Source organism: Nostoc sp. ChiQUE01b, from assembly GCF_034531255.1.
Classification (GTDB): Bacteria; Cyanobacteriota; Cyanobacteriia; order Cyanobacteriales; family Nostocaceae; genus Nostoc.
Map to the genome: position 1 here is coordinate 215,484 of NZ_JAVRBM010000001.1, position 22,204 is coordinate 237,687.

Annotated in this window: 15 protein-coding genes; 4 read left to right on the forward strand and 11 right to left on the reverse strand. The window is 38.8% G+C overall.

The window, feature by feature from the left end; translation table 11 throughout:
- Positions 1-174 precede the first annotated feature (174 nt).
- A complete protein-coding gene (dapF, locus tag RMY63_RS00940; protein ID WP_322726887.1) occupies positions 175-1,014 on the reverse strand; it encodes a diaminopimelate epimerase in 840 nt (279 codons plus the stop codon).
- A 69-nt stretch (positions 1,015-1,083) separates the two neighbouring features.
- On the opposite strand from dapF, the gene RMY63_RS00945 reads away from it, so the two are divergent.
- Entirely contained in the window at positions 1,084-1,302 is a 219-nt protein-coding gene (locus RMY63_RS00945) for an Hfq-related RNA-binding protein (protein ID WP_322726888.1), read from the forward strand.
- Between the two features lie 406 nt (positions 1,303-1,708).
- Here the strand turns inward: RMY63_RS00945 and RMY63_RS00950 are convergent, their stop codons facing one another.
- The 7 genes from RMY63_RS00950 to RMY63_RS00980 all read right to left on the reverse strand — a co-directional run bounded on the left by RMY63_RS00950 (position 1,709) and on the right by RMY63_RS00980 (position 12,639).
- Positions 1,709-3,493: a diguanylate cyclase domain-containing protein gene (locus RMY63_RS00950; RefSeq protein WP_322726889.1), complete on the reverse strand. Its 1,785-nt coding sequence runs from the start codon at positions 3,491-3,493 to the stop codon at positions 1,709-1,711.
- A gap of 895 nt (positions 3,494-4,388) precedes the next feature.
- Positions 4,389-6,728: a cation:proton antiporter gene (locus RMY63_RS00955; protein ID WP_322726890.1), complete on the reverse strand. Its 2,340-nt coding sequence runs from the start codon at positions 6,726-6,728 to the stop codon at positions 4,389-4,391.
- 400 nt (positions 6,729-7,128) lie between these two features.
- Positions 7,129-8,130 (reverse strand): glycosyl hydrolase family 18 protein, encoded by a 1,002-nt coding sequence (locus RMY63_RS00960; RefSeq protein ID WP_322726891.1) that lies wholly within the window; start codon positions 8,128-8,130, stop codon positions 7,129-7,131.
- 337 nt (positions 8,131-8,467) lie between these two features.
- Positions 8,468-9,007, reverse strand: coding sequence for a hypothetical protein (locus tag RMY63_RS00965; RefSeq protein WP_322726892.1), 540 nt, complete (start codon positions 9,005-9,007; stop codon positions 8,468-8,470).
- Between the two features lie 211 nt (positions 9,008-9,218).
- A complete protein-coding gene (locus RMY63_RS00970; RefSeq protein ID WP_322726893.1) occupies positions 9,219-10,280 on the reverse strand; it encodes a CHAT domain-containing protein in 1,062 nt (353 codons plus the stop codon).
- Between the two features lie 475 nt (positions 10,281-10,755).
- Positions 10,756-11,733: an SDR family NAD(P)-dependent oxidoreductase gene (locus RMY63_RS00975; protein ID WP_322726894.1), complete on the reverse strand. Its 978-nt coding sequence runs from the start codon at positions 11,731-11,733 to the stop codon at positions 10,756-10,758.
- A gap of 12 nt (positions 11,734-11,745) precedes the next feature.
- Entirely contained in the window at positions 11,746-12,639 is an 894-nt protein-coding gene (locus RMY63_RS00980) for a hypothetical protein (RefSeq protein WP_322726895.1), read from the reverse strand.
- Positions 12,640-13,442: 803 nt separating this feature from the next.
- On the opposite strand from RMY63_RS00980, the gene RMY63_RS00985 reads away from it, so the two are divergent.
- Positions 13,443-14,411 carry a hypothetical protein gene (locus RMY63_RS00985; protein ID WP_322726896.1) on the forward strand — a complete coding sequence of 323 codons (969 nt, stop codon included), beginning with the start codon at positions 13,443-13,445 and terminating at the stop codon, positions 14,409-14,411.
- A 270-nt stretch (positions 14,412-14,681) separates the two neighbouring features.
- Here RMY63_RS00985 and RMY63_RS00990 read toward each other — a convergent pair whose 3' ends face one another.
- On the reverse strand, positions 14,682-14,819 hold the full coding sequence (locus tag RMY63_RS00990) for a hypothetical protein (RefSeq protein ID WP_322726897.1): 138 nt from the start codon (positions 14,817-14,819) through the stop codon (positions 14,682-14,684).
- 137 nt (positions 14,820-14,956) lie between these two features.
- Between RMY63_RS00990 and RMY63_RS00995 the strand changes: the two genes are divergently transcribed.
- On the forward strand, positions 14,957-15,151 hold the full coding sequence (locus tag RMY63_RS00995) for a hypothetical protein (RefSeq protein ID WP_322726898.1): 195 nt from the start codon (positions 14,957-14,959) through the stop codon (positions 15,149-15,151).
- Between the two features lie 304 nt (positions 15,152-15,455).
- The gene (locus RMY63_RS01000; RefSeq protein WP_322726899.1) at positions 15,456-18,041 is read left to right on the forward strand and encodes a GAF domain-containing protein; all 2,586 of its coding nucleotides are present in this window, start codon (positions 15,456-15,458) and stop codon (positions 18,039-18,041) included.
- Between the two features lie 265 nt (positions 18,042-18,306).
- Here the strand turns inward: RMY63_RS01000 and RMY63_RS01005 are convergent, their stop codons facing one another.
- Positions 18,307-19,413, reverse strand: coding sequence for a response regulator (locus RMY63_RS01005; protein ID WP_322726900.1), 1,107 nt, complete (start codon positions 19,411-19,413; stop codon positions 18,307-18,309).
- A gap of 1,540 nt (positions 19,414-20,953) precedes the next feature.
- Positions 20,954-21,445, reverse strand: a complete 492-nt coding sequence (locus tag RMY63_RS01010) for a hypothetical protein (RefSeq protein WP_322726901.1) — start codon at positions 21,443-21,445, stop codon at positions 20,954-20,956.
- Positions 21,446-22,204 lie beyond the last annotated feature (759 nt).

Sequence of the window (22,204 nt, forward strand, 5' to 3'; positions counted from 1 at the left end):
GATTGTTTCGACTGACAATACGATTGTTTCGACTGACAATACGATTGTTTCGACTAACAATACGATTGTTTCGACTAACAATGCCATTGTTTCGACTGACAATACGATTGTTTCGACTAACAATGCCATTGTTTCGACTAACAATCACAGGATTTCTAAAATTGGTAGGGTCAATTACAGTTTTCCAGTAAATACTCGTTCAGCCGGGCCTGTCATGTAAACCCGTTGGTCTACTTCTGACCATTCAATTTGCAAAGGGCCACCAGGTAATTCTACAGTCGCAGTGCGATCGCAATTTCCAGTTAGCACACCAGCTACCAAGGCAGCACAAGCACCAGTACCGCAAGCTAAGGTAATCCCAGCACCCCGTTCCCATACTCGCATTTTCAAATAGTCACGACGTACCACTTGAATAAATTCAGTATTTATGCGTTGAGGAAAAGCTGAGTGATGCTCAAATTTAGGGCCTATGCTTTCTAGCTCAATTGCGGCGACATCTTCCACAAAAGTAATGCAGTGGGGATTTCCCATATTTACACAGGTGACATCCCAAGTTTGCCCCGCCACCTCTAACGGCTGATTAATTACTTTTTCTTCATTGGGTGTCAGGTTAGTCGGGATTTCGCCAGCGAGTAACCTGGGTAAACCCATATCTACTTTCACTTGACCATCAAATAAAAGCTGGGGAGTCATCACACCACCGAGAGTATGAATGCGATATAAGTCTTTATTCCGGGATTCACCCTCTAAGTCTGCCAAAAAGCCAGCTAAACAGCGAATGCCATTGCCACACATCTCTGGTTCTGAACCATCAGAATTGAAAATCCGCATAGTGTAGTCAGTGCCATCTTCTCCAGGTAAGGCAAAAATAACACCATCAGCACCGATACCAAAATGGCGATCGCACAACTTGATGGCTTGCTCTGGAGTCACTACAGTCACAGATGATGAGCGATTGTCAATCAGAATAAAGTCGTTGCCTAGACCGTGATACTTAGTAAATTCGATTGCCATTTCTTCAAGGATGAATTATCAAGGATTAGTTACTCTTTATTTTGCCTTGTAGGTTCATCTTTACTAAAAATGCTTACTGAATTTGACACCACTTTACCCAGTATTAGACAAGTCCAAAACCTGATTAAACAAACAACGCCAGTAGAGTTAAAGCTGCTGACTGGCGATGTACTCACAGGAAAGGTTTTATGGCAAGATCCACAGTGTATCTGTATTGCGGATGAAAGCACTCAGCAAATCACCGTTTGGAAACAAGCGATCGCCTACATCAAGCCAAAAGTAAGTTAGGAGTGAGGCAGAAAAATCACAACTGATCGCTTCATCACTTGCTTCACTCGAATTAAAAATTAAAAATTCAAGCTCACGGCTTAAGCCGTGGGTTTTGAATAAAGATGCCTTGCGCCTCGCATCTTGGAGCAATTCTTTATTTATTGTGGGATACAAACCCACAACTAAAGTTGTCTATTTTTAATTTTATATTTTTAACAAAGTTTGGGGGTTTAAGTCCCCTGTCTCTATAGACACTTTTGTTTTGTGTCGGGGTTAAATCCCCGTTATAAAACGTAATTGCGAATTGCTCTCTTCTCTACGAGACGCTTTGCGAACGCAGCGTTAGCGAGTCCGCGTTCGCGCAGCGTCTCGTAGAGAGCGTCATTGCGAATTGCGAATTGGTTTAATTGTTTTATCACTGGACTTAGAATTTTGCAGCACAAACCCACCTATTGCGTCCTTGTTCTTTAGCTTTATACAAAGCTTTGTCGGCTGCGTTAATTAAGTTTTGAGATGAACTTTTATCTGTTGGTCTTTGAATTGCAACACCTAAACTGACGGTCAGAAAATATTGAAAGTTATTCTTCTTCTTATGGGGAATCTTTAATTCTTGAATAGATTTTTGAATCAACTTAGTTACTTTAATTGCACCTGATTCGTTCGTATTTGGCAAAATGACAATAAATTCTTCACCACCATAACGAGCTAGTAGATCGGTAGGACGCTTTAATACAGATTGTGCTGCATGAGCAACTTGTATTAAGCATTCATCCCCAGCTAGATGTCCATAAGAATCGTTATAATCCTTGAAATAGTCAATATCAAATATAATTAAAGATAAATAATTTTCACTTAGTTTTAGTCGATTCCATTCCTCCTCTAAAAATTGATCGAAACAATGACGGTTGGCGATTTGGGTTAGAGCATCTAGCTTACTAAGTTTTTCCAACTGACAATTTGCTAGTTCTAAAGCATGGTTTGCTTGAGCAAGTTGATTAGCTTGAGAGCGGAACTGCTCTAATAATTGAGAATGTTCTAAAGCTACATTAAACTGAGCGGCTAACTGTTGGATAAATTGAATTTCTGACTTTTTCCACTCGCGTGAACAATGGCACTGATGAACACATAGTAATCCCCATAAAGTTTTTCCTTTCATTAGAGGTGCAACAATTTGTGCCTTGATTTGAAATTGCTCTAACAGTTGAATGTGGCAATCCTTTAGCCCAGCTTGATAAATATCTGATACTATCTGTATACGCCCTTGGTGATAAGCAACTGTATATTGTTCAGCAAAACAATCATCCTTTACCTTGATGGCGATCGTAGAATCGTAGTCAGGCAATACATTCTCAGAGACAAATTTCCCAGAGGTATAGTTCGATTCCGGGTCAAATTGAAAAATACTGACGCGATCGCTACGGAGAGCCTTACGAATTTCTCGTACAGTAGTTTTAAACAAGGTGTCTAGATTCAGAGATTCACGAATTTCAGCAACTAAATTAAATAGAATATCCTGCTGCTGATTCGCTTTATACAGTTCTGCTGCTTTTTGTTCTGCTTGAGCTAAAAATTCTGCTTGTTTAACTGCAAATCCTAGCTGCGTTGCAATTTGAGACAAAAACTGAATTTCTAATTTTTTCCATTCATGTGGCTGTGAGTGCTGATAAGCAGCAAGCACTCCCCACAGTTTTTTTCCAACAAAAATTGATGCAGTTGCATAAGCTCGAATATGGAACTGTTCTAAAATTTCTAAATGGCATTGAGACAAGCTTGCTGCGTAGACATCTGAAACAACTAAAGTTTCATTATTACGATACCGTCCACCTTGATGTTCTTGTAGATAAGAGTCATTCCAAACTGTATTTTTTCCTAATGTCTCTAGATCATCCCATCCGGTCTCTGCAAACTCAAAGTCGCTGACAAATTCTCCACCCCAGTTTTCATGGAAACGATAAACGGCAATCCGCTCGACGCGGAGTAACTTACAAGTTTCCTTAGTGGTTGTACGAAAAATTGTTTCTAACTCAAGAGAAGCTCGAATTTTGCTAATAACTCGGTAAAGCGCCCTTTCTTGCTTTTCTAGCTGCTGAATTTGAACTTGTTGATCGTGGAGTTGAGTTTCTAAATTACTAACACTAGGCTGTCCTAAAAGCTTACAGAGTAGATTAGCAGATAATTTCGTAATAATACGTAAACTTGTGTACAACATTATATAGCAAGGGACTGGGGACTGGGGATGGTGGGGCCCCCTTTGGGGATAAGGGGTAATGGGGACTGGGTGAAAAGTCTTTGTCTTGAAAAGTTCAGATCGGCGGAAGCCGCCGCTCCGACTTTTCGCTTTGTGTCTAGGTTTCATCATCTGTTAATGTCCTAACCACGTTGGCTGTTGCTATAAGTATAATTTCAGTAATATTTAAAGATGAAAATAAACAGTTACAATGCCTAGAAAAACGTAATTTTTTGTAGTTTATAAGTATTATCGCGTCAGGAGGTTTCGTGGTCGCTTCTCTCCATCTGACTTTTGCCGCTAAGTCTTAAAAAGCTTGCTCATATTACAAAGGATTTTCGATAAAGTACAGTATTATACTGTACAGTAATTCTCATTATCACCAAAGTATCTGATAACTTAAAATAGGAGATGAAAAAGTATTGTAAAGACAGAATAAATTTGTAAAAAGTCAAGCTCAATTCTTAGATAAATTCAATTATTAAACAAGATAATCAAATTCAGTAGACCGAAAATTTCTGCGGTTGTTAAAGCGAAAAAATTGCCAGTCCCCAATCTTGATTTGTCGCCTTATCCCACAACCACTTTTCAAACATCCTCTTAAGCTCTTACGGATGAACTGTTACCGAAACTGATCTGAAATTATTCAATCCATGATGATATCCGCATCATAGAGAACATCTTGGATCTGGGTATTATCAAAAGTGATATTTTTCCAAAGGCGCGATCGCTATATTGAGTCACTTACCTTGCAAAGTCTTAAAGTTTAACAAAGTTTGGGGATTTAAGTCCCCTGTCTCTATAGACACTTTTGTTTTGTGTCGGGGTTAAATCCCCGTTACAAAACGTAATTGCGAATTGCGAATTGCGAATTGGTTTAATCACTCACACTATCGGCAGGTAAAAACTCTTTAAGTGCTTCTGCCTCACCAGCTTTCGCCATTGGGATAGACAGGGGTACTGAACTAGGAATCGCAAATAACTGTTGTAGTTGACTCAAACCTGTCAAGCCACCACATAATAATACTTGGTCGCCGATTCGCAAGTCCATGCCGCCATCAGGATAGCGAATAAATTTACCATCGCGCCGGATCGCCTGTACCTGTACTCCATACTGTTTACCGATATTTAAATCTTTAAGGGTTTTACCTAGCGTTGGCGCATCTGCATTGACTGTAACCCACTGACAAGCACTATTTTCTCCAGGAACAACAGCTTGTCCTTTAGCTAATTCTGCTAAAGCCGCTAGTTCTTCATCTGCTCCCACTACCAGCAAGCGATCGCCTTCTGCCAATTTAGTTTGATTATTGGGATAATCAATTTCATCGCCGTTAGCGCGGCGAATCGCCATCAAACTCACTCCTGTTAAATAGCGCATATCCGCCTCTTCTATACTCATGCCAATTAAGGGCGATTTAGATGGTAAAGGATACCAGCGCTGATTTAAATCGCGAGTGGCTTGGCGCAAATCACGAGCCACTTCAGTAGCAGAACGCTCTGGCCGCAAATCTAAATAATGATCGTTGCGGATTTGCTGCATTTCTCGTTGGACAACAGTTGATGACAACAAGCCTAAGCCAGTTAATAAATAGGTTGCCATTTCTAAACTGGCTTCAAACTCTGGTTGCACAACTTCCCTTGCTCCCAATTGATACAGCACCTCAATATTTTTATCCTGGGTAGCACGGACAACCAAATCTAATTCTGGGCGCAATTCCAAAGCGCGTTTCAAGCAAAGACGAGTACTTATGGGATCTGGGAGTGCGATCGCCATTCCTTTGGCATGATTCACCCCGGCAGTTTCCAGAACGTGTAAACTGACGCAATTACCATAGACATAAGACACCCCAGCCTCACGTAACTGCTGAATTCTCCTCTCCGATTGGTCGATTACCACCACAGGTAGGTCGTGTTGCTGCAACAACTTCACCAAATTCTTGCCGACTCGCCCATAGCCACAAACTACTACATGGTCTTTGAAGGGCAAATCTTCCGACACATCCCGCGCCTGATCTTCTTCTAAATAGGGTTTTAACCAAGGCATTGATTCGGCAAAGTTAAATAAAAATGGCACTAACCGCAGTACAAAAGGAGTCAGCATGAGAGTGACTGCAGTAGTTCCCAAAATTAACAAGTATATTTGTCGAGACACCAGCCCCAAAGACTGTCCTTCACTAGCGAGAACAAAGGAAAATTCCCCAATTTGCGCCAGTCCCAAACCGGCAATTATAGCTGTTTTCAAAGGATAGTGGAACAGTTTCACTAAGGGCGTGATAATCAAAAATTTACCTACGAAAACTATTGCCACCAACCCCAAAATTAATTCCAGGTTGTTCCATAAAAACACTGGGTCAATTAACATCCCAATAGCGGCAAAAAATAAACTGGCAAAGATATCTCGCAGTGGTTCGACATAAGTCAGGGTTTGGTCGGCATACTCCACCTCAGAAATCATCAAACCCGCGACAAATGCCCCCATCTCAATCGACAGTCCCAAATGCTCTGTCAATAGGGCAATGCCTAAACACAGGGCTACAACCCCTAATAAAAATAGTTCTTTACTTTCAGTACGGGCTAGCAGTTGCAACAAAGGCGGTATCAGCCAAATCCCCGCAGCTACTGCCCCAGCGGCAAATAAACCAATCGAACCTAGCGCTGTCAGGACGGTGATGCCAATAGTTTCTGCTGGTTGGTTGAGGGCTGGTAAGACTGCTAACATCAGTCCCAGTGCCAAGTCTTGGACTACCAAAATCCCTAGCATCACTTGCCCGTGGGGCGTTTCTGTTTCGTTGCGCTCCATCAAGCACTTAAGGACAACCGCTGTAGAAGACAGGGACAGAATACACCCCAAAAACATCCCCTTAGCAGGTAAGGCTCCCCAGGCTCCGCTTAACCCACATACTAAAACCGTGACCAAAATTGTCAAAGCAATCTGGAGTCCACCTCCACCAAGAGCGATCGCTTTTACTTTCTTGAGTTCCGCAAAGGAAAATTCCACACCCAAGGCGAATAACAAAAAAGCGACCCCGAACTGTGCCAGAGTCTCTACTTGAATCAGTTCTTTAATTAATCCCAGTCCCGTTGGCCCAACGACTATCCCGCCAATGAGATACCCCAGCAGCACGGGTTGTCGCAAAAGTGCTGCTAATAGTCCGCCGCAGGCTGCAACGCCTAGAACTAAAACTAAATCAATAATTAACCGAAAATCTTCTTGCACCAGTTTTAAAAGAACTATTAAGACCTATTAATTCAGGATACAAAGTTTTATGATCTTAAACTGCTTGTTTAGTAGAAGGGGCAACAAAATTTGTATATTCAGATATAAAGAGTTTCTATATCCTGCCTCCAAACCCGTAGCTTGTACTTCATACAAAGGAAAACTGCTTTCAGGAGGCAGGAGATAGGAGGCAGCTATGCTGGAGGAACCCACGTTTTAAAACGTGGGATTGGATCTTGGACGCTTTGTATCTCGTGCTACGCATGTCGATACAATTCCTTTTTTAAACTGGGCAATAACCCAGAACTAAAGTTTTTATTAATACTTATTTCCTTCTGCCTCCTGCCCTCTGCGTCCTGCCTTCTTTGTAATTATCGCTGAAACGTATGATTACAGGTCGTTACAGCGACTGATGCACAGAGATTCCCGTTTTCTGCGAGTTAAATAGTGGCTGTTGGCAATTACCAAGCAACAAAACTTGACAGGCTGTTTTTGCTATCATTTCAGCAGTTGGGTTATCATTTGATGGTATTCCCTCTACTTGCTTTTGTAGGCTCCACAGCATCAGTCCCGCAGCGTTCCTGTTAATAACAACCTGTGCAAGGTCACGAACCTTTGCCAGGGTGTAAACATTTCCACCCCAAGCTTCTGGCGGTACTTCCAGTCCCATAACTACTTTTCCTTTAAAATAGTTTTGATAAGCTGCTAAGGCTTCTTGAGGGTTGTAAGTGATACCAGCGTCATAGGACATGATATGCAGTTGGTCAATCATTTTACTTTCAGGTGAACGCAGCAAATTAAGCGTCATACCTGTCTTCTCGCCTTGGGGTTGAGCATTTGCCCATTGCCCTTCACCGTAAGCACCAATACTCCATACCGCCGCTGTCACCAAGTAAGGCTTAGGCAGAACTTGGCGAATTTGCCTGACAACGCGACGAAATTCTGCATCAGATGTACAGGAAACCTGACCATTTGATGATGAACATTTTACATTGTTAGATTCGTAATCAACATCAACACCGTCAAATCCAAAGTCTTCAACAATATTAGCAATTATTTGAGGATTTATTTGAGCAAAATTTGTATAACTTTGTCCGCCTACTGCCACCAATACTTTAGTGTTGCCGTTACGTTTTTTTAACAAGGCAATTGCATCTTTTACTACTTTGCCATCTGCGGCGAATTGTAGCCCCGTTCCAGTGAAATTATAGCTACCCTTTATATAACTTGCATCAGGCTGTATGAAAGATACAATTACTTTATTTACATAGGGAGCGATATTTGCTAGTTGCATTTGTTGTGGACTACTTGTCCATTGTTCTGACCAACTCTGGTAATAGCCAACAAAGGTTTTTTCGCTTGTTTTAGCGGAGGCTAAACTAATTTCTCCTGAATTTGACAATATTACAAAATAGAATGTACTTAATAACAAAAGTAAAAAATATATTACTCTCATTAATAATGAGTTGTTTTTCAATTTGAAAGAGATAAGGAATTGTGAAGTATTTCGAGAATTTTTTTGTGTCATCTGAAGATTCATCACAGATAATCTAACTTTTTTAAGTTGAATTAGGAAATTAGCTATCACTCAAAAAAGGGATACCTTTGGGAGTGGTTTGACAAAGTAACACTGCAAGGTAGATCCTTGGAAGAAATGAGGAGTTAGGGAAATGGCGATCGTAAGTTTATAAACTCCACTATTACCTCATTTACTTCGCTTTTTTTACTGTGATATATCTCTACTTGCTAGAATTTTTGTAGCTGATTGCTGCTATTGTTTCTATAACACCACCAGCTAATACACAAATAATAGCATAGCTGATTGAATAGCTAATTGTGTCATTTATTTCTTGATAAACCTCCTGATGTTTTGGAAGAAAAACTTCGCGAATAGGTGGTAATACAAACAAAGTTACAACTCCCGCTAGTGCTGCTAAGAAAATTTTATGCGATTTATGACTGATATGATTACCACAAAACAAATAACAATACAAGCCAACAAAAATTGCAGAAATAAATTCTGCATATTGAGCTGATCTTGTATAGTCTTTAAAAATTGGATATAAGATGTTGGGACTGATGAACATCACGGATAAACCAATGACAACACCAACTATAGAACCCTTTAAAGCTTGTTCAGACAACAATTTGAAAAATCTAATTATATAAGTTGTCTGAGTCTGATACAAATCACGTCCAGCTTGACCAATTTGACCACTGTTATTAGTCTTGTCAGCTTTAATCTTTTGAGAATTGTTGAATGGATCTTTGTTCTTCATAATCTATCCTCGTTATATTTATGTTATGAACACATTTACTTAGAGAATGTTTTAAAAGTTATTGTCTGAAAGAATTCGCTACTACACAAGCAAGTTAATCTATTTGGGCTAATAACACATTAGAAGTGTAATAAGCTGCGGATTTCTGTTTTTATGGGTAGCTGCGTTCTCATCGAGAAAACATACAATAATCAACTTTTAAAACATCCTCTTAAGGAAGTAAAACAAGACTTTTGGCTGCAATTCCTAACCAAGGAGCTAATTGTTTAGCAATTGGTTCTAACTTCTGCCAAAGTCCTTGACCTGCTCCTAAAGTTTCGTTAACTTCTTTCAGAATTTGAGTGGCTTTTTGTAAACTTTTTGCCGCAGTACTTTTGTCTGGTTCTTCTTCTTGAACTGCGTCCTTTGCGTAGTCTATATGTTTCAGGGCTTGTTTTTTTTGCTTGTCAGGTAAATCTGAAGAACTAAATAAAGATTGAATTTTTTCTATTAGTTCCAGAATCTCTGTGATGGATAATTCTTTCTCCCTACTATCCTGAGTATTGTATTGGTTTTGATTCATGTCACCACCAGCTTGTCCGATTTGTCCTGAATTAGTACCACCATTGAAAACAATTGATTGCGGAGGCTTTTCTTGTGTCATAGTCTGAGGTAATTTAGTTTCAACTTCTGATTCTTTGCGCTTTTTGATATTATCTTCAAGATGAAAAGAAGACCGCCGTCTTGCTTTAATCTGTGGAGTTGAATATTCTGGAATACCCTGTAAGTCAATAGAAGCACGACCAATTTCAAAACATTCTTCATAAGGTCTGCCAGCAAACAGCGCATCATAAAATCCAATAGCAAACTCAACCGCTGCGACATCTCCAATCGCTTGATTCATGCCCACCAGATAATCAATATGTTGGTGAATTGCTTCTGCTTGAACTTGTGAATAACAGGCATTCAACAAAACACATTCTATTTGGTTCTGAAATAACCCAAATAACCTTGCTAAAGATTCTGTACTTATTAGTTGCATTTGCCCAGAATTATTTTCTAAGGCCAAACCTTCAGTTCCAGAACCATGTCCCGAAAAATGAACAATAGTTGGTTGATGTTCTAACAAAGCACGGCGCAAGTCTTCAACTCGTACTGCCAATAACGTAACAATTTGAAACTGTTCTCGATTTTGGGATTGTTTTAGAGCCGCCTGAATTCCCCTCACCTCTTCATCCAGGCGTAGCTGATTTGTGTTCTTTGGATTGGCTGATAGAAATACAATTTTTTTCATGTTGATACTCGTTAGTTACTGCCCTTTTCTCTATGCTGACAAAATATCCTACATCTTCAAATAACCTGATTTCGGATGCACCCATAATTTTCTGACTCTAATTGGGTAAGTTCACGTCCCAACACTGTTGGCGAAAGTGTTACAAATCTTCAGAGACATTTTTACCCTAGTTGGGGTAAAAGTAGCCAAGGCGAATTTTGTCGCTATGCGTCGTCTGAAAATTCTGCTCAGACTATGTTTCAGAAAAAAATTGACTTTAATCTAAAAATTAGGATTTGGCAGACCAGAACCAATACTTTTATTCGTACCATTTGAACCCGTCTAATTTTTAGAACCTGAAACTCTTGTGGCTACCTGACAAAACCCTGTGCCAAATAACTTAGACTTTAATTGGCACAGTAAAAATAAGGTTTTTCGGCGATTTATGGAGATCAAAGCTGGATGAACCGAGTTTTCTAACTCCGCCCAATGCCCATTAAATTTTAGGTGAACTAAGGGCATTCAATAGTAGCAGTGACCACGGTATTTTAATATCAGGTATGAGCGATGAGTACTTTCTCAGTACGGGTAATGCAGCAGGTAGTACAAAACGCAGAGAGCGTAGGGATGCAGGCCGATCGCCATTTTCATCTACAAGATTATATTTCTTAGCTAGTTCGGCAACAATCTGCACGCGTCCTGTACGATGCATAAGATTTGGCTCACCAGCAAGTGCAGCGATCGCTCGTCCAGTTAATAAGGGAGTTTCCCAGTTGTAGCGATCGCTCAAGAATGAGAAATTATTTTCAGTAGCATTGGTTTGATTCATTTGGGAAGCAAAACGAGAAAAAAGCTCAGTACCAACAATACCTGGCCAAATTGAAACAGAAGCGACGTTATGGGGTTTTAACTCAACAGCCATATTAGCAGCAAGGCGATCGCAAGCTGCTTTACCAACACCATAAACTGTATTAAAGAGATAAAACATACTACCCCACGAGGAAATCGTGCAAATTAATCCAGAGTTACGCTTAGTCATCATCCGAGCCGCAAAAACACTTGCAACATAGTGGCTGCGAAGACCAACGTTGTTGCTAGCATCCCAAAGACTTGGTTCAGAATCCCAAAAAGGCTGTCCATGAGCGTCTTTTAATGCCTGAACTCCTGAGTAAGCATTATTTACCAGCAAATCGAGTTGGCCATTTTGCTCATCTTGAATGCGATCAAAAAGCAAACGCACCTGCTGATCGTCGCTGTGGTCTACTTGGACGGGAATGCATACACCACCGATTTCTTCAATGGCTGATTTTGTTTCACTAAGACTACCTGAAACCCCATCACTAGAAGAGTTGTTGAGGCTCCGACCCGTGATGTATACAGTTGCACCTGCTTCACCAAGGCCAATGGCAATTCCCCTACCAATTCCCCGCGTAGCACCTGTTACCAAAGCCACTTTACCTTCAAGGTGTTTCATGAGCGCTCATTTCTAATCTTTTACCGTTAAATATTGATTATTACAATATTCTTTCGTAGCTGTGACAGAAACAACTTCTACTTTGATCGGTTTTTCTTTAGTTCCGTCGAGCAGAAACTCACTAGCTCCTTCACGAGGTTTTTTTGGATTTCCCCAATCATAGGTGTAACCTAAACCTGTCCAAGGATAATGTTCTTGACTCCCAACTGCATAAGAAATTGTGTATATCTCTTGCAAAATCGGATAACTAGTAGGAATCGGTATATCAAAAACATTACAACTAGAATCATTAATTTCTGGATCGACACATGGTCTACTTAAATCTTCAGCTTTCACCCACATTTCGACAAAATGCGTCTTGTTTGAATTTCTATTTAAAATTAAGCCTAAATACTGCTGTAACCTCAGAGAAAGCATGATATTACCGGGAATATTTATGCCGTTCCCCTTACAATTTTGACAAAATTCTTTGACTTGAGGAACAGCTGTTAACCAAGTCCGTGCTTCTATACTTTTTTTTGTACCTATTTTCCAATCCTCAGTTGGGTTTTTAACATATTTCCAACTCGCCATCAGATATTCAATTTTGCCATTATTTTCTCTCCACTTTATTTGAGCGTTAGTTTTTGACAATGGCCAAAGATTTTTTACTACTTTATCTTCACTTGGTCTTTTTGCATCCTCAATCGCTGCATCTAACTGCTTTTTCAGAGCTTTATAACTTTCTGGCTTATTTTTCTCCAGATACTCATTGACATTTGGGTTGCTTTCTGATTGCGCTAATAAATCCTTTCTGAGGTTTAATGTCCTCTGTATGGGAATTTCTGTAGCCAGCAAACTAGAATATCCAACTGCCAAAAATGCACTTGTCAAGCCTAAAAATACTTGAGTCTTTAATTTTTTCATTAAAATAATCCTGTGGATTTCCAACAATATGTGAATATTCCATCCCATGTAGATATGGGTTAAACTCAAAGATTGAATCTGATTTTATATTTATGTTTGGCTGAGATAATATTGTGCTTAATATTTTTAATTAACTCTAGCTGTAGAAAAACGAATATCTATGAGCTAGTAGTACTCTGTCAAAAGTAAATTGATGATGGATAAGCAAGTTGCTAGTAGGGACTAAAGTTCTTAAAGGCTATTTATAAAGTAAATCTAAAGATGGTGGCTTAAGGGAAATGGCAAAGATAGGATACTTTGAAGACAGTGTATATACTGAGTAAAAAATGGCTCGAAAAGCTTATTCTACCGACCTTAGGGTCTTTCATTCTTAACTATTCCCTAAGATAGATTTTTTCCTCGGAAAGCGTAATAAACAATTTAGGATTTGTATTAAAGTCTAAATACTGAAAACTATTACAACGAACAAGAAATTACTGTGGCTGGAAATCAGGAGTTTAATAACTGCCGAATCGATATGATTGATGGCACTTAAAATGAGTCAATAAAGGTAGATTGTATTAAAGCAGATATAGCGGTTCCCGACCTGGTGAGGTACATTTTCAAAGCTACTAACCTTGGTAAACAAGATTTGGGTGTACCTCAGTTGCTTAGGAAACGCTATAAGGATTTTAACCAAATGGGTCGTCATTAGACTCAATGTATTTCCAAGAACATCACTTCTGATAACTGGAGTAAACTTTTTATTATTCTCAGTGTTTTAAATTAAATGGAAAAATATCCAATAATTAAAAATTAACGTTATGTCTCATACACCTAATAAACCAGACCCTAATTCTTCTAATAAACCAGACCCTAATTCTTCTAATAAACCAGACCCGGATTCTTCTAATAAACCAGACCCTAATTCTTCTAATACACCAGACCCTAATTCTTCTAAGCAAAGTAATATTGTTTATAACTTATTTAATAGTATTTTTCCTAATTCTACTTATTTTAAGTTTATAAATAGTACATTTTTTGCACATTTTTTAAGTAATCACCCTTTTATTGCCAATTTATTAATTTTTTTGATTGTGTTTTTAACTAGTGGAAATTTATATCAAAATTTTATAATCAGTAGAATTTCCGATTCTACTTACCAAAATAAAATATGTCAAGAGACCATAAAACTGATAGAGGAAGAATTAGAAATCAAGAAAAAATCAGGTACTGTAACTGGTTCTTATAAAGCATTCGAGGATAGTAAGAATGTGAATTTGTTACCATTTAGTTGTGAATACTCAATAGAAGAGGAAAATAAAAATATATCTAAAAAGGAAATTTATTTGAGATATACGCCTGTTTTTGGTGAATATATTAATGAAGAGTATAATAAGAAAAGAGCTGATAAAAAAATGGAAATGAACGAAGTATGTAAGCACAGTACTATAGTAGTGCAGATGGAAAAATATGCTAAAGATAACTCTCTTTTTGACAAGAGTAAAGGAGATACTATAAAACCAGGAAGGGCTGAGATTTTAACAAATAAACCACATGCTTATCCAGTACATCGATGGGTTTGTCATTTTTCGGTTTCAAAAAAAACCAAAGAAGTTAAACCTTCTTTAGGAGGTGGTAACGATTATATGATAGACCTAAATTTAGAACCATACTGTCGAATAAAAGCTTCTGAAGATAATAATAAATTTACAGTCCCTCACTACCGTGATTATGATAATCCTTATTCTTTCTATTGTACAAATCCTTTTTCGAGTTCTGATTCTGAATGATTTTATGTAAATAAGAGAGCGACTAGACTAAAAATATTGAGAAGATTTAATTGACATTTCAATTTAAACCTCAAGAGATGGACAGTTAACAATCGATCAGAAAAAATAAAATAAGGAGTTTTCATCCAAACGAGTATTTGTTGAACACCGAATTCGTGAGGCAGCGCGTTGCGGGGGTTCCCATGCCACTTCCTTCAAGCCGGGGAACCCGTCCAACGGAGTGGCTCCCCGTTGTAGCGACTGCCGTTCGGTAAAAATATTTCGAGTTATTCAAGAAAGATTTTGGTTAAATCCTAAAAAGTATGCTGAGGTAATTTTGGCAGTTTGCAAAGTAGTAAGATTACGAATTGGGGCACTTGTATTACCAGCAAAGATATACGCGATCGCATTATGTGAAAATAAACGCACATAACTACGTTTTTTTTGTCTGATTATCAACAACAAGTACCTAAAAGCCCTATTTGATCGTATAAACTAGCCAGATTGCCAAACTGGCAAGCGCACCCTATAAGCTAGTTATAGAGGTACTTTGGGACTTTTCGGAGATGTCTAATAGAGTGGTTTCTTACCGCCTACCTGTACTAGTATTTTTTACTCAGCACTTTCTTTTTCAGGCTGACATATCTGCGACAGGAAGCGATCGCAGTGAAGCTAGAACTTATTTACGTATAATTACTTATAAAATACAGCCATTTTCAAATAAATCGACTATACTCTACGGATACAGCAATGCTCATTAGTATGCCCTTGCAAAATCTTACAACGCAACACTAACAATCAATCTCCTGCGGAAAACATTGTTTTCTCGTTTATATGAGGGGTCTAACCCTCTATTTATCATCTGTATTCAGCACTGGGAACGGGTTTTGGGTCAAGCCATGCTTGTTGGTAATCAACTTGAGCGTTTATTCACGGGATGACGCTGGCTAAACAAGCGATTAAACTATGGATAATGTCGAGCAATTGTTGCTTTTAACACCACTTACATAAATTTAATCTCATTGTTAAATCTAAAACCTCATCCTGTTATATAAAATACCAGTTATGTCAGTGTATCAAGAAAGTTGTGGGGAGACCACCGATTTGATTATTGGTGTTCACAACCAAGAAAACCTGGAATTACCAGCAAATTCTGCTCCTGTGGGTGCTCTTGCCACAAGACAAGGAACTTTTTCTACGTTTCTTGCTCCCCTGACTCAGGATACCTTTAAACAGGTCGTTAAAGATGTTGAGCAAAAATTACAGATTGTTCATCAAACCCTATCAATGCTTGATTCTCATGGGTTTGAAACTCTTCTGCAAGAAATGTTGCATTCGATTACCTTGAAAACTGGGGAATTACTGGGAGCAGATCGGACGACGATATTTTTATTGGATGAAGAAAAACAAGAACTTTGGTCAATTTTAGCTGAGGGTGAGGGCGGTCGCTCTTTAGAAATCCGTATCCCAGCTGATAAAGGCATTGCTGGGGAAGTCGCCACTTTTAAAGAAGTTATTAATATTCCCTTTGATTTTTATAGTGATCCGCGATCGCATTTTGCCCAAGAACAAGAAAAGAGAACTGGCTATCGCACCTACACTATGTTAGCTTTGCCACTCTTAAATGAACATGGGCAATTAGTTGCAGTAGTGCAATTACTGAATAAATTAAAATCTGTAAATAATCACGATGCTCCACTGGCAGAGCGCATTGATACCATAGGTTTTACCCGTGCTGACGAACAATTATTTCAAGAATTTGCCCCTTCGATTTGTCTGATTTTAGAATCCTCGCGCTCTTTTTATGTAGCTACTCAAAAACAAAGAGCAGTAGCGGCGCTGATGAAGGCAATCAAGTCCCTCTCTCAAAGCAGTCTCGACTTAGAAGACACCCTCAAACGGGTGATGGATGAAGCCAAAGAATTAATGAATGCCGATCGCAGTACACTATGGTTAATAGACCGCGATCGCCATGAATTGTGGACGAAAATTACTCAGGATAATGGTTCAACCAAAGAGTTGCGAATCCCCGTAGGTAAAGGCTTTGCTGGGATAGTAGCGGCTTCTGGCAAGAAGTTGAATATTGGCTTTGATTTGTACTACGATCCTGACTCAGAGACAGCCCAAAAATTAGACCAGCAAAATGGCTATCGCACCTGTAGTTTGCTTTGTATGCCAGTATTTAATGCCGATCAACAACTGATTGGCGTTACCCAACTTGTAAATAAAAAGAAATCCGGGGATTTTCCCCTTTATAATCCAGCTGATTGGCCCAAAGCTCCCGACTGCTTCCAAGCTAGCTTTGACCGGAACGATGAAGAGTTCATGGAAGCTTTTAATATTCAAGCGGGAGTAGCGCTGCAAAATGCCCAGTTGTTTGCCACAGTCAAGCAACAAGAACAAATGCAACGGGATATTCTGCGTAGTCTTTCCAATGGCGTGGTTTCCACTGATAAAACTGGGTTAATTATCGCCGCTAATGAAAGCGCCCAACGTTTGCTAGGACTGGGAGTAGATGACCGTTTAGAAGGTAAATTAGTTAATGATGTCATTGGCATCAAAGAAGGCGACTTTAGCAAGTGGTATCAGGATGCTTTACATGCAGTTGACTTAAAGGGCCGCCAGCAATATTACCCCGATCGCACACTTATAAGCACTGGTACAGAGCAGCATAGTATTAATTTATCGATTAACACAATTGCCGATGCTAGCGACCAAGAGCAAGTCCGGGGGGCGCTGGTAGTGATGGAAGATATCAGTGATGAAAAGCGGCTCAAGAGTACGATGTACCGTTACATGACTCAGGAATTAGCCGAAGAATTGCTGAAATTAGATGACGCTAAACTCGGAGGCGATCGCAAAGAAGTTTCGATTTTATTTTCCGATATTCGCGGCTACACCACATTAACAGAAAACTTGGAAGCAGAAGAAGTGGTGAGTATGCTCAATGAATATTTTGAATCAATGGTAGAGGCAGTCTTTAAACATAAAGGCACTCTTGACAAATATATCGGTGATGCCATCATGGCTGTATTTGGTTCTCCTCTACCATTAGAAGAACATGCTTGGATGGCAGTACAAACATCCTTAGAAATGCGCGATCGCTTGCATGAATTTAATCAACGTCGCCATACAGATGATAAGCCCAGAATTAAAATCGGCATTGGCATCAATTCTGATACCGTGATTAGTGGAAATATTGGCTCTAGTAAGCGGATGGAATTTACTGCGATTGGCGATGGTGTTAATCTTGGCTCTCGATTAGAAAGTGTTAGTAAACAGTATGGTTGTGATATTATTATTAGCCATAACACCTTTAAACCATGCCAAGATCATATTTGGGCTAGAGAACTAGATTACATTCGTGTCAAGGGCAGAAATGAGCCAGTAGCCATATATGAATTACTGGGTTTACGTTCCAATCCCATTGCAAGTGAAAAATTGCAAGTGATTGAGCACTATCATAAAGGGCGTGAGTATTACCTCAAGCGGCAGTTTTCTCTTGCCAGAGCTGAGTTTGCTAATGTTTTGGCAGCAGATAGCCAGGACAAAGCTGCTATGTTGCATCTGTTGCGTTGTCAGCATTGGTTACAATCACCCCCAACAGAATCAGATTGGGATGAAGGAGTTTGGACATTTCAGGAAAAATAAAATGACTAATTGATTTTAACTCATATCATGTCCGGTTGAACAGTTGTAATTGCGAGCGAAGCGAAGCAATCGCAAGAGTCTGGGATTGCTTCACTCCGCTATCGCTGCGTTCGCAATGACATATCACAAGTGATTTGCCAGACATGATATCATTCAGACAATCTTCTATAACTACAACTACAATGATAGTGAACCAGATAATATTCAACCTTAAATCTCTAAAATAATAGGCTGTTTAAATGGAGTGATTTTTTATATTAGGAAATTAAACAATATGTTGAAAAATGACTTTTAGTAAATCTCCTTGTTGAAAAGGCTTAGTTAAATAGCCTGATGCTCTGACCATCTTCGCTTTAGCTCTATCTAAAAACCCTACTTTTTCTGACACCATGATCACAGGTGTATTTTTAAAATGTGAGTGTTTACGCAGCAAAGAGCAGAGTTCATATCCATCTAGATTAGGCATTGATATATCCAACAAAATTATATCGGGTTTTATACGGATAATCTGCATTAAAGCTTTTAAAGAATCAGTGACTCCGATAACAGAAAAGGTTTGCTCATCTAAATAACTTTTAATAGCATTCAATACCGTAGGACTGTCATCAATACACAAGATTGTGTAGATTTTTCTGTCAGCAGACGGTTGGATGATTTGCTGACCCCTGTGTTCATTAGTATTAATAGAGTAGGCTGCTGGTTTATAGCCGTTTATTTTAGGCAACTTTGGCGTAGTTTTGACTTTAGGTTGTAGCTCTTTTATTTGGAAAAATTGTGAGGTATGCGATTGATAACTTGGTGATGTTTGACGATAAACCGCTTCTCTTTCAGAGACGCTAACGCGAACGTTTTGGGGTGTTAAACATTGTTCAACTAATAAACGGAGATTTAGATGACAAAACTTTGGCATATCATCCAGAAAGCCCTCAGGAATAAATTCATAACTTCCTTCTTCTAAATTCAGAAATGACTCTAGAACTTCTAGCGCCAATTGCTCTATCAGCATTGCTGCTTGAGAGGAACTGATATATTTCTGATTGACTAACCAACAAATAGCCAGATAATCTGGGTTCGGTATTGCCTGATTTTCAATACCAGTTTCAAATATCGCCCGCAACTGGTCTTTGATTCCATCAGGCAGAGTAGAAATTTGCTGACTCAAGCGTTGCAAATTTCTGTAAAGCGGCTCAAACATTTTCTCTGAGTAGCAGGCATAAATTAATTTCCCCTCATCTACATATATTGACCAAGAGCCTGATGTGCTAAACACCTGTAAACAACCAGTAACCGATTTACTAGTGATTTTTTTCAACAAAGGTAGGGGCTGGAGCTTTTGGAAAAATCTGTATCTACTAATCGGAAGTGTCTTCATTGGGATAGCTCTAGAATAAAATTAACATTTGCAGGTAAAATTAGTGAATTACCTTTTCGGAATTCACCATGACTTTGTTGGAAGCACTGTCAGATAAATATAGCGGTAACAATTGAGTTAGTACAGAGATTCCACACCCCCAACTCTTAATTCACCAATCTTTGTTAAGCTATAATCCACGAGTTACAACTAAACCAATTAATGCTACTGACCAATAGCAAAATTGCCCGACTAGTTGCCAGGATATAGTATTTCAAAAATTAGATTGGTTTCTGTATCTTTAGCTAATCTAGCCAATCTAACAGTAACTCAAGTGCCACACAAAGACCATTGGCTCTCGCCCATCAGTCACAAAAGTATCATTGTTATCCGTATTTTGCAGCCTAAAATTATAGATACTTTAGTTATCTTGCAAAAGTTTTTTGTTCCTAATACGAAAGTCTGGAGCGACCAAAATCTACTGTAATGTAAACGTAAATGTTTCTCTATCAAGGCTTATAGGCATTAAGTCTGTGCTGAAGAAGTATGTTTTTATATCCGTGACGAAAGTCGTCGGGTACTTTTTCAAGAAGTTTATTCTTGAGGGTAACTTCACAAGAGAAAAAGTATTATTAAAAACTAAGCATTCCAAAAGTTCAATATCTTACTTAAGTTTCTGATTGTAGAGCAACTCTTAATCTTGGGATTTGGCAAAATTATCACTTGCACAACAATAATGGTAAACCTCCGGTCAAGAATGAGTTTGCTGATAATTGCCGCCATGATGGTGTGTGGTGAGATGCACAGGCGACCAAATCAGCAGAAGGGAATCTCTTCATAAGTACTGGAAACAGGTTCTAATGTTGTGTGGGGCTAAATAGTCATCCTGCACAAATTGGAGTGACAAATTCAAGAACTTACAGGGAAATTCTTGATTAGTAGTAGATACCTGCAAAATAGCTATTTTCAGCTAGATGGTAGATAACAAGTAACATACTCACTAAAACTTAGATTACTATAATTTTCAAAAGAAGTTACCAGAAATATATAAACTTCATGATAAATCAGTAAAGTAAACATGAAAACTAATTAATATCATCTTCCAGAAAATTGTTATAAATATTTATTTGTTTAGATGTCCGGGAAAGCTGAAAATGTATAGTAAAAGATAATTATATGTGTGCTTATTGAATTACACTTAATAAAAAACTAAATCATTTTATGGTAGCAATTTACCCGAAAAATCCCAAGTTTGAAAAATCACCAATATAAATACAAAATTGTACGCATAGGCGTAGCCTGTAGTAAACATCACATTCATTAACCTATAAGATATACAGCAGTTTTCATTTGCATGAAGTACAAAGTTACGGGTTTTGAGGCAGGAGGCAGGAGGCAGGAGGCAGGAGGTAGAAACTCTTTATATTTGATAAATCAGTCTTGGTTGTATCTCACTTACTTGCAATCTGCTGTATGTAGCGAAAAGACGCAAAGAAATTCTTTGCGTCTTTGGCGTGAGATTTAGAAGTGGACATTCTCACCGTTATACTTTTCCATCTACTTAAAACTGCTCCCGCCAGCACCAGCTTAAAAGTGTACCACCAGCTACCAGCTTCACTATTTCCAGTAGCCAATAACTACCGTGTAGTAAATTCATTGTCGATGGAATAGCAGCAGTAGCTTCAAATAGGTTGAGTTGAACTCCTATAGCGCACATCTGCGGAGTTAAGAAATAGGTGTTAAGAACAGCTATAGTTAGCAGCAGCACAGATAAAACAATACTGCCAATACTCCAGTGATATCGGGTTTTGCTCAAAGCTAGTGCCCCAGTCAGCACTACAGCAGCTGATAATAATTCCATCCGATTGAAGTTCCAAAAAATCGTATAGCCTGCTGTCGTAAAACCAGCTTGGCTCATCATCCCAGAAAGATAAAGGCTAGGCATAATTACCCAGTCTAAAACTAGACTAGCACTGAGCCAAAAGCCCAAGGTCAATACGATCGCGGTTTGCCAAATTGGTCGTTTGAATTCAAGGTTAGAAATAGCAGTCATAAAATAATTGCGTGTGTTGTATTTCTTTAGTTTCTAACTTCACCAGCAGTTTGACAACTAATATCAACTAACCTTTACAAAGCGATCGCTCTTAACATTCTGAAGTCAATACCAAGATTTTTTAAACTAAGTTGAGAAATATTAAGATTATTTAAAAAGTAATTTAACTAAATTTTTGTCTGTTAGAAATACTCAATTTTTTATATCCTACACATTTGCAAATTCCCCTGTTTACCACTGCCAGAATGACAGCTATCTAGCACAACAGTAACGTTGTTTGTTTTCAACGCAGATATGATATAAGATGTCTTAGACTGCGCTACCTGCGATCGCATATCCTGCCAGTAATTTGCTAGCTATGGTAATTAGTGTACTGTTGAGTCCATCTAGTGAATTGCGATCTTCTGCCCGTAAAAGTAAAATATTATATAGGACTGATATTTGATTGCGTCAAAAAAACTCAGTATACCTTTATTCCTTCTTAAGAGTCCCCATTACCCCTTATCCCCTTCAGGGGCCCCACCTCCCCAGTAAAGAGTCCCCAGTTTCTACGAGTAATTCACGCCCATCAAATCGGATTGCTATATATAGGTGCATCTAGAAACGACAAAAGCAACAACGGATTTCGGGCAATACAACGCATAATTAAATTCACCAGATGTTTTTTAGATATAGCGCCATACGATATCTTGTTGTATAAAGTATCTATCTTTAGATATATTTTTTGCAGTTGCCTGGGTTATCTAGTACACTTCGCGT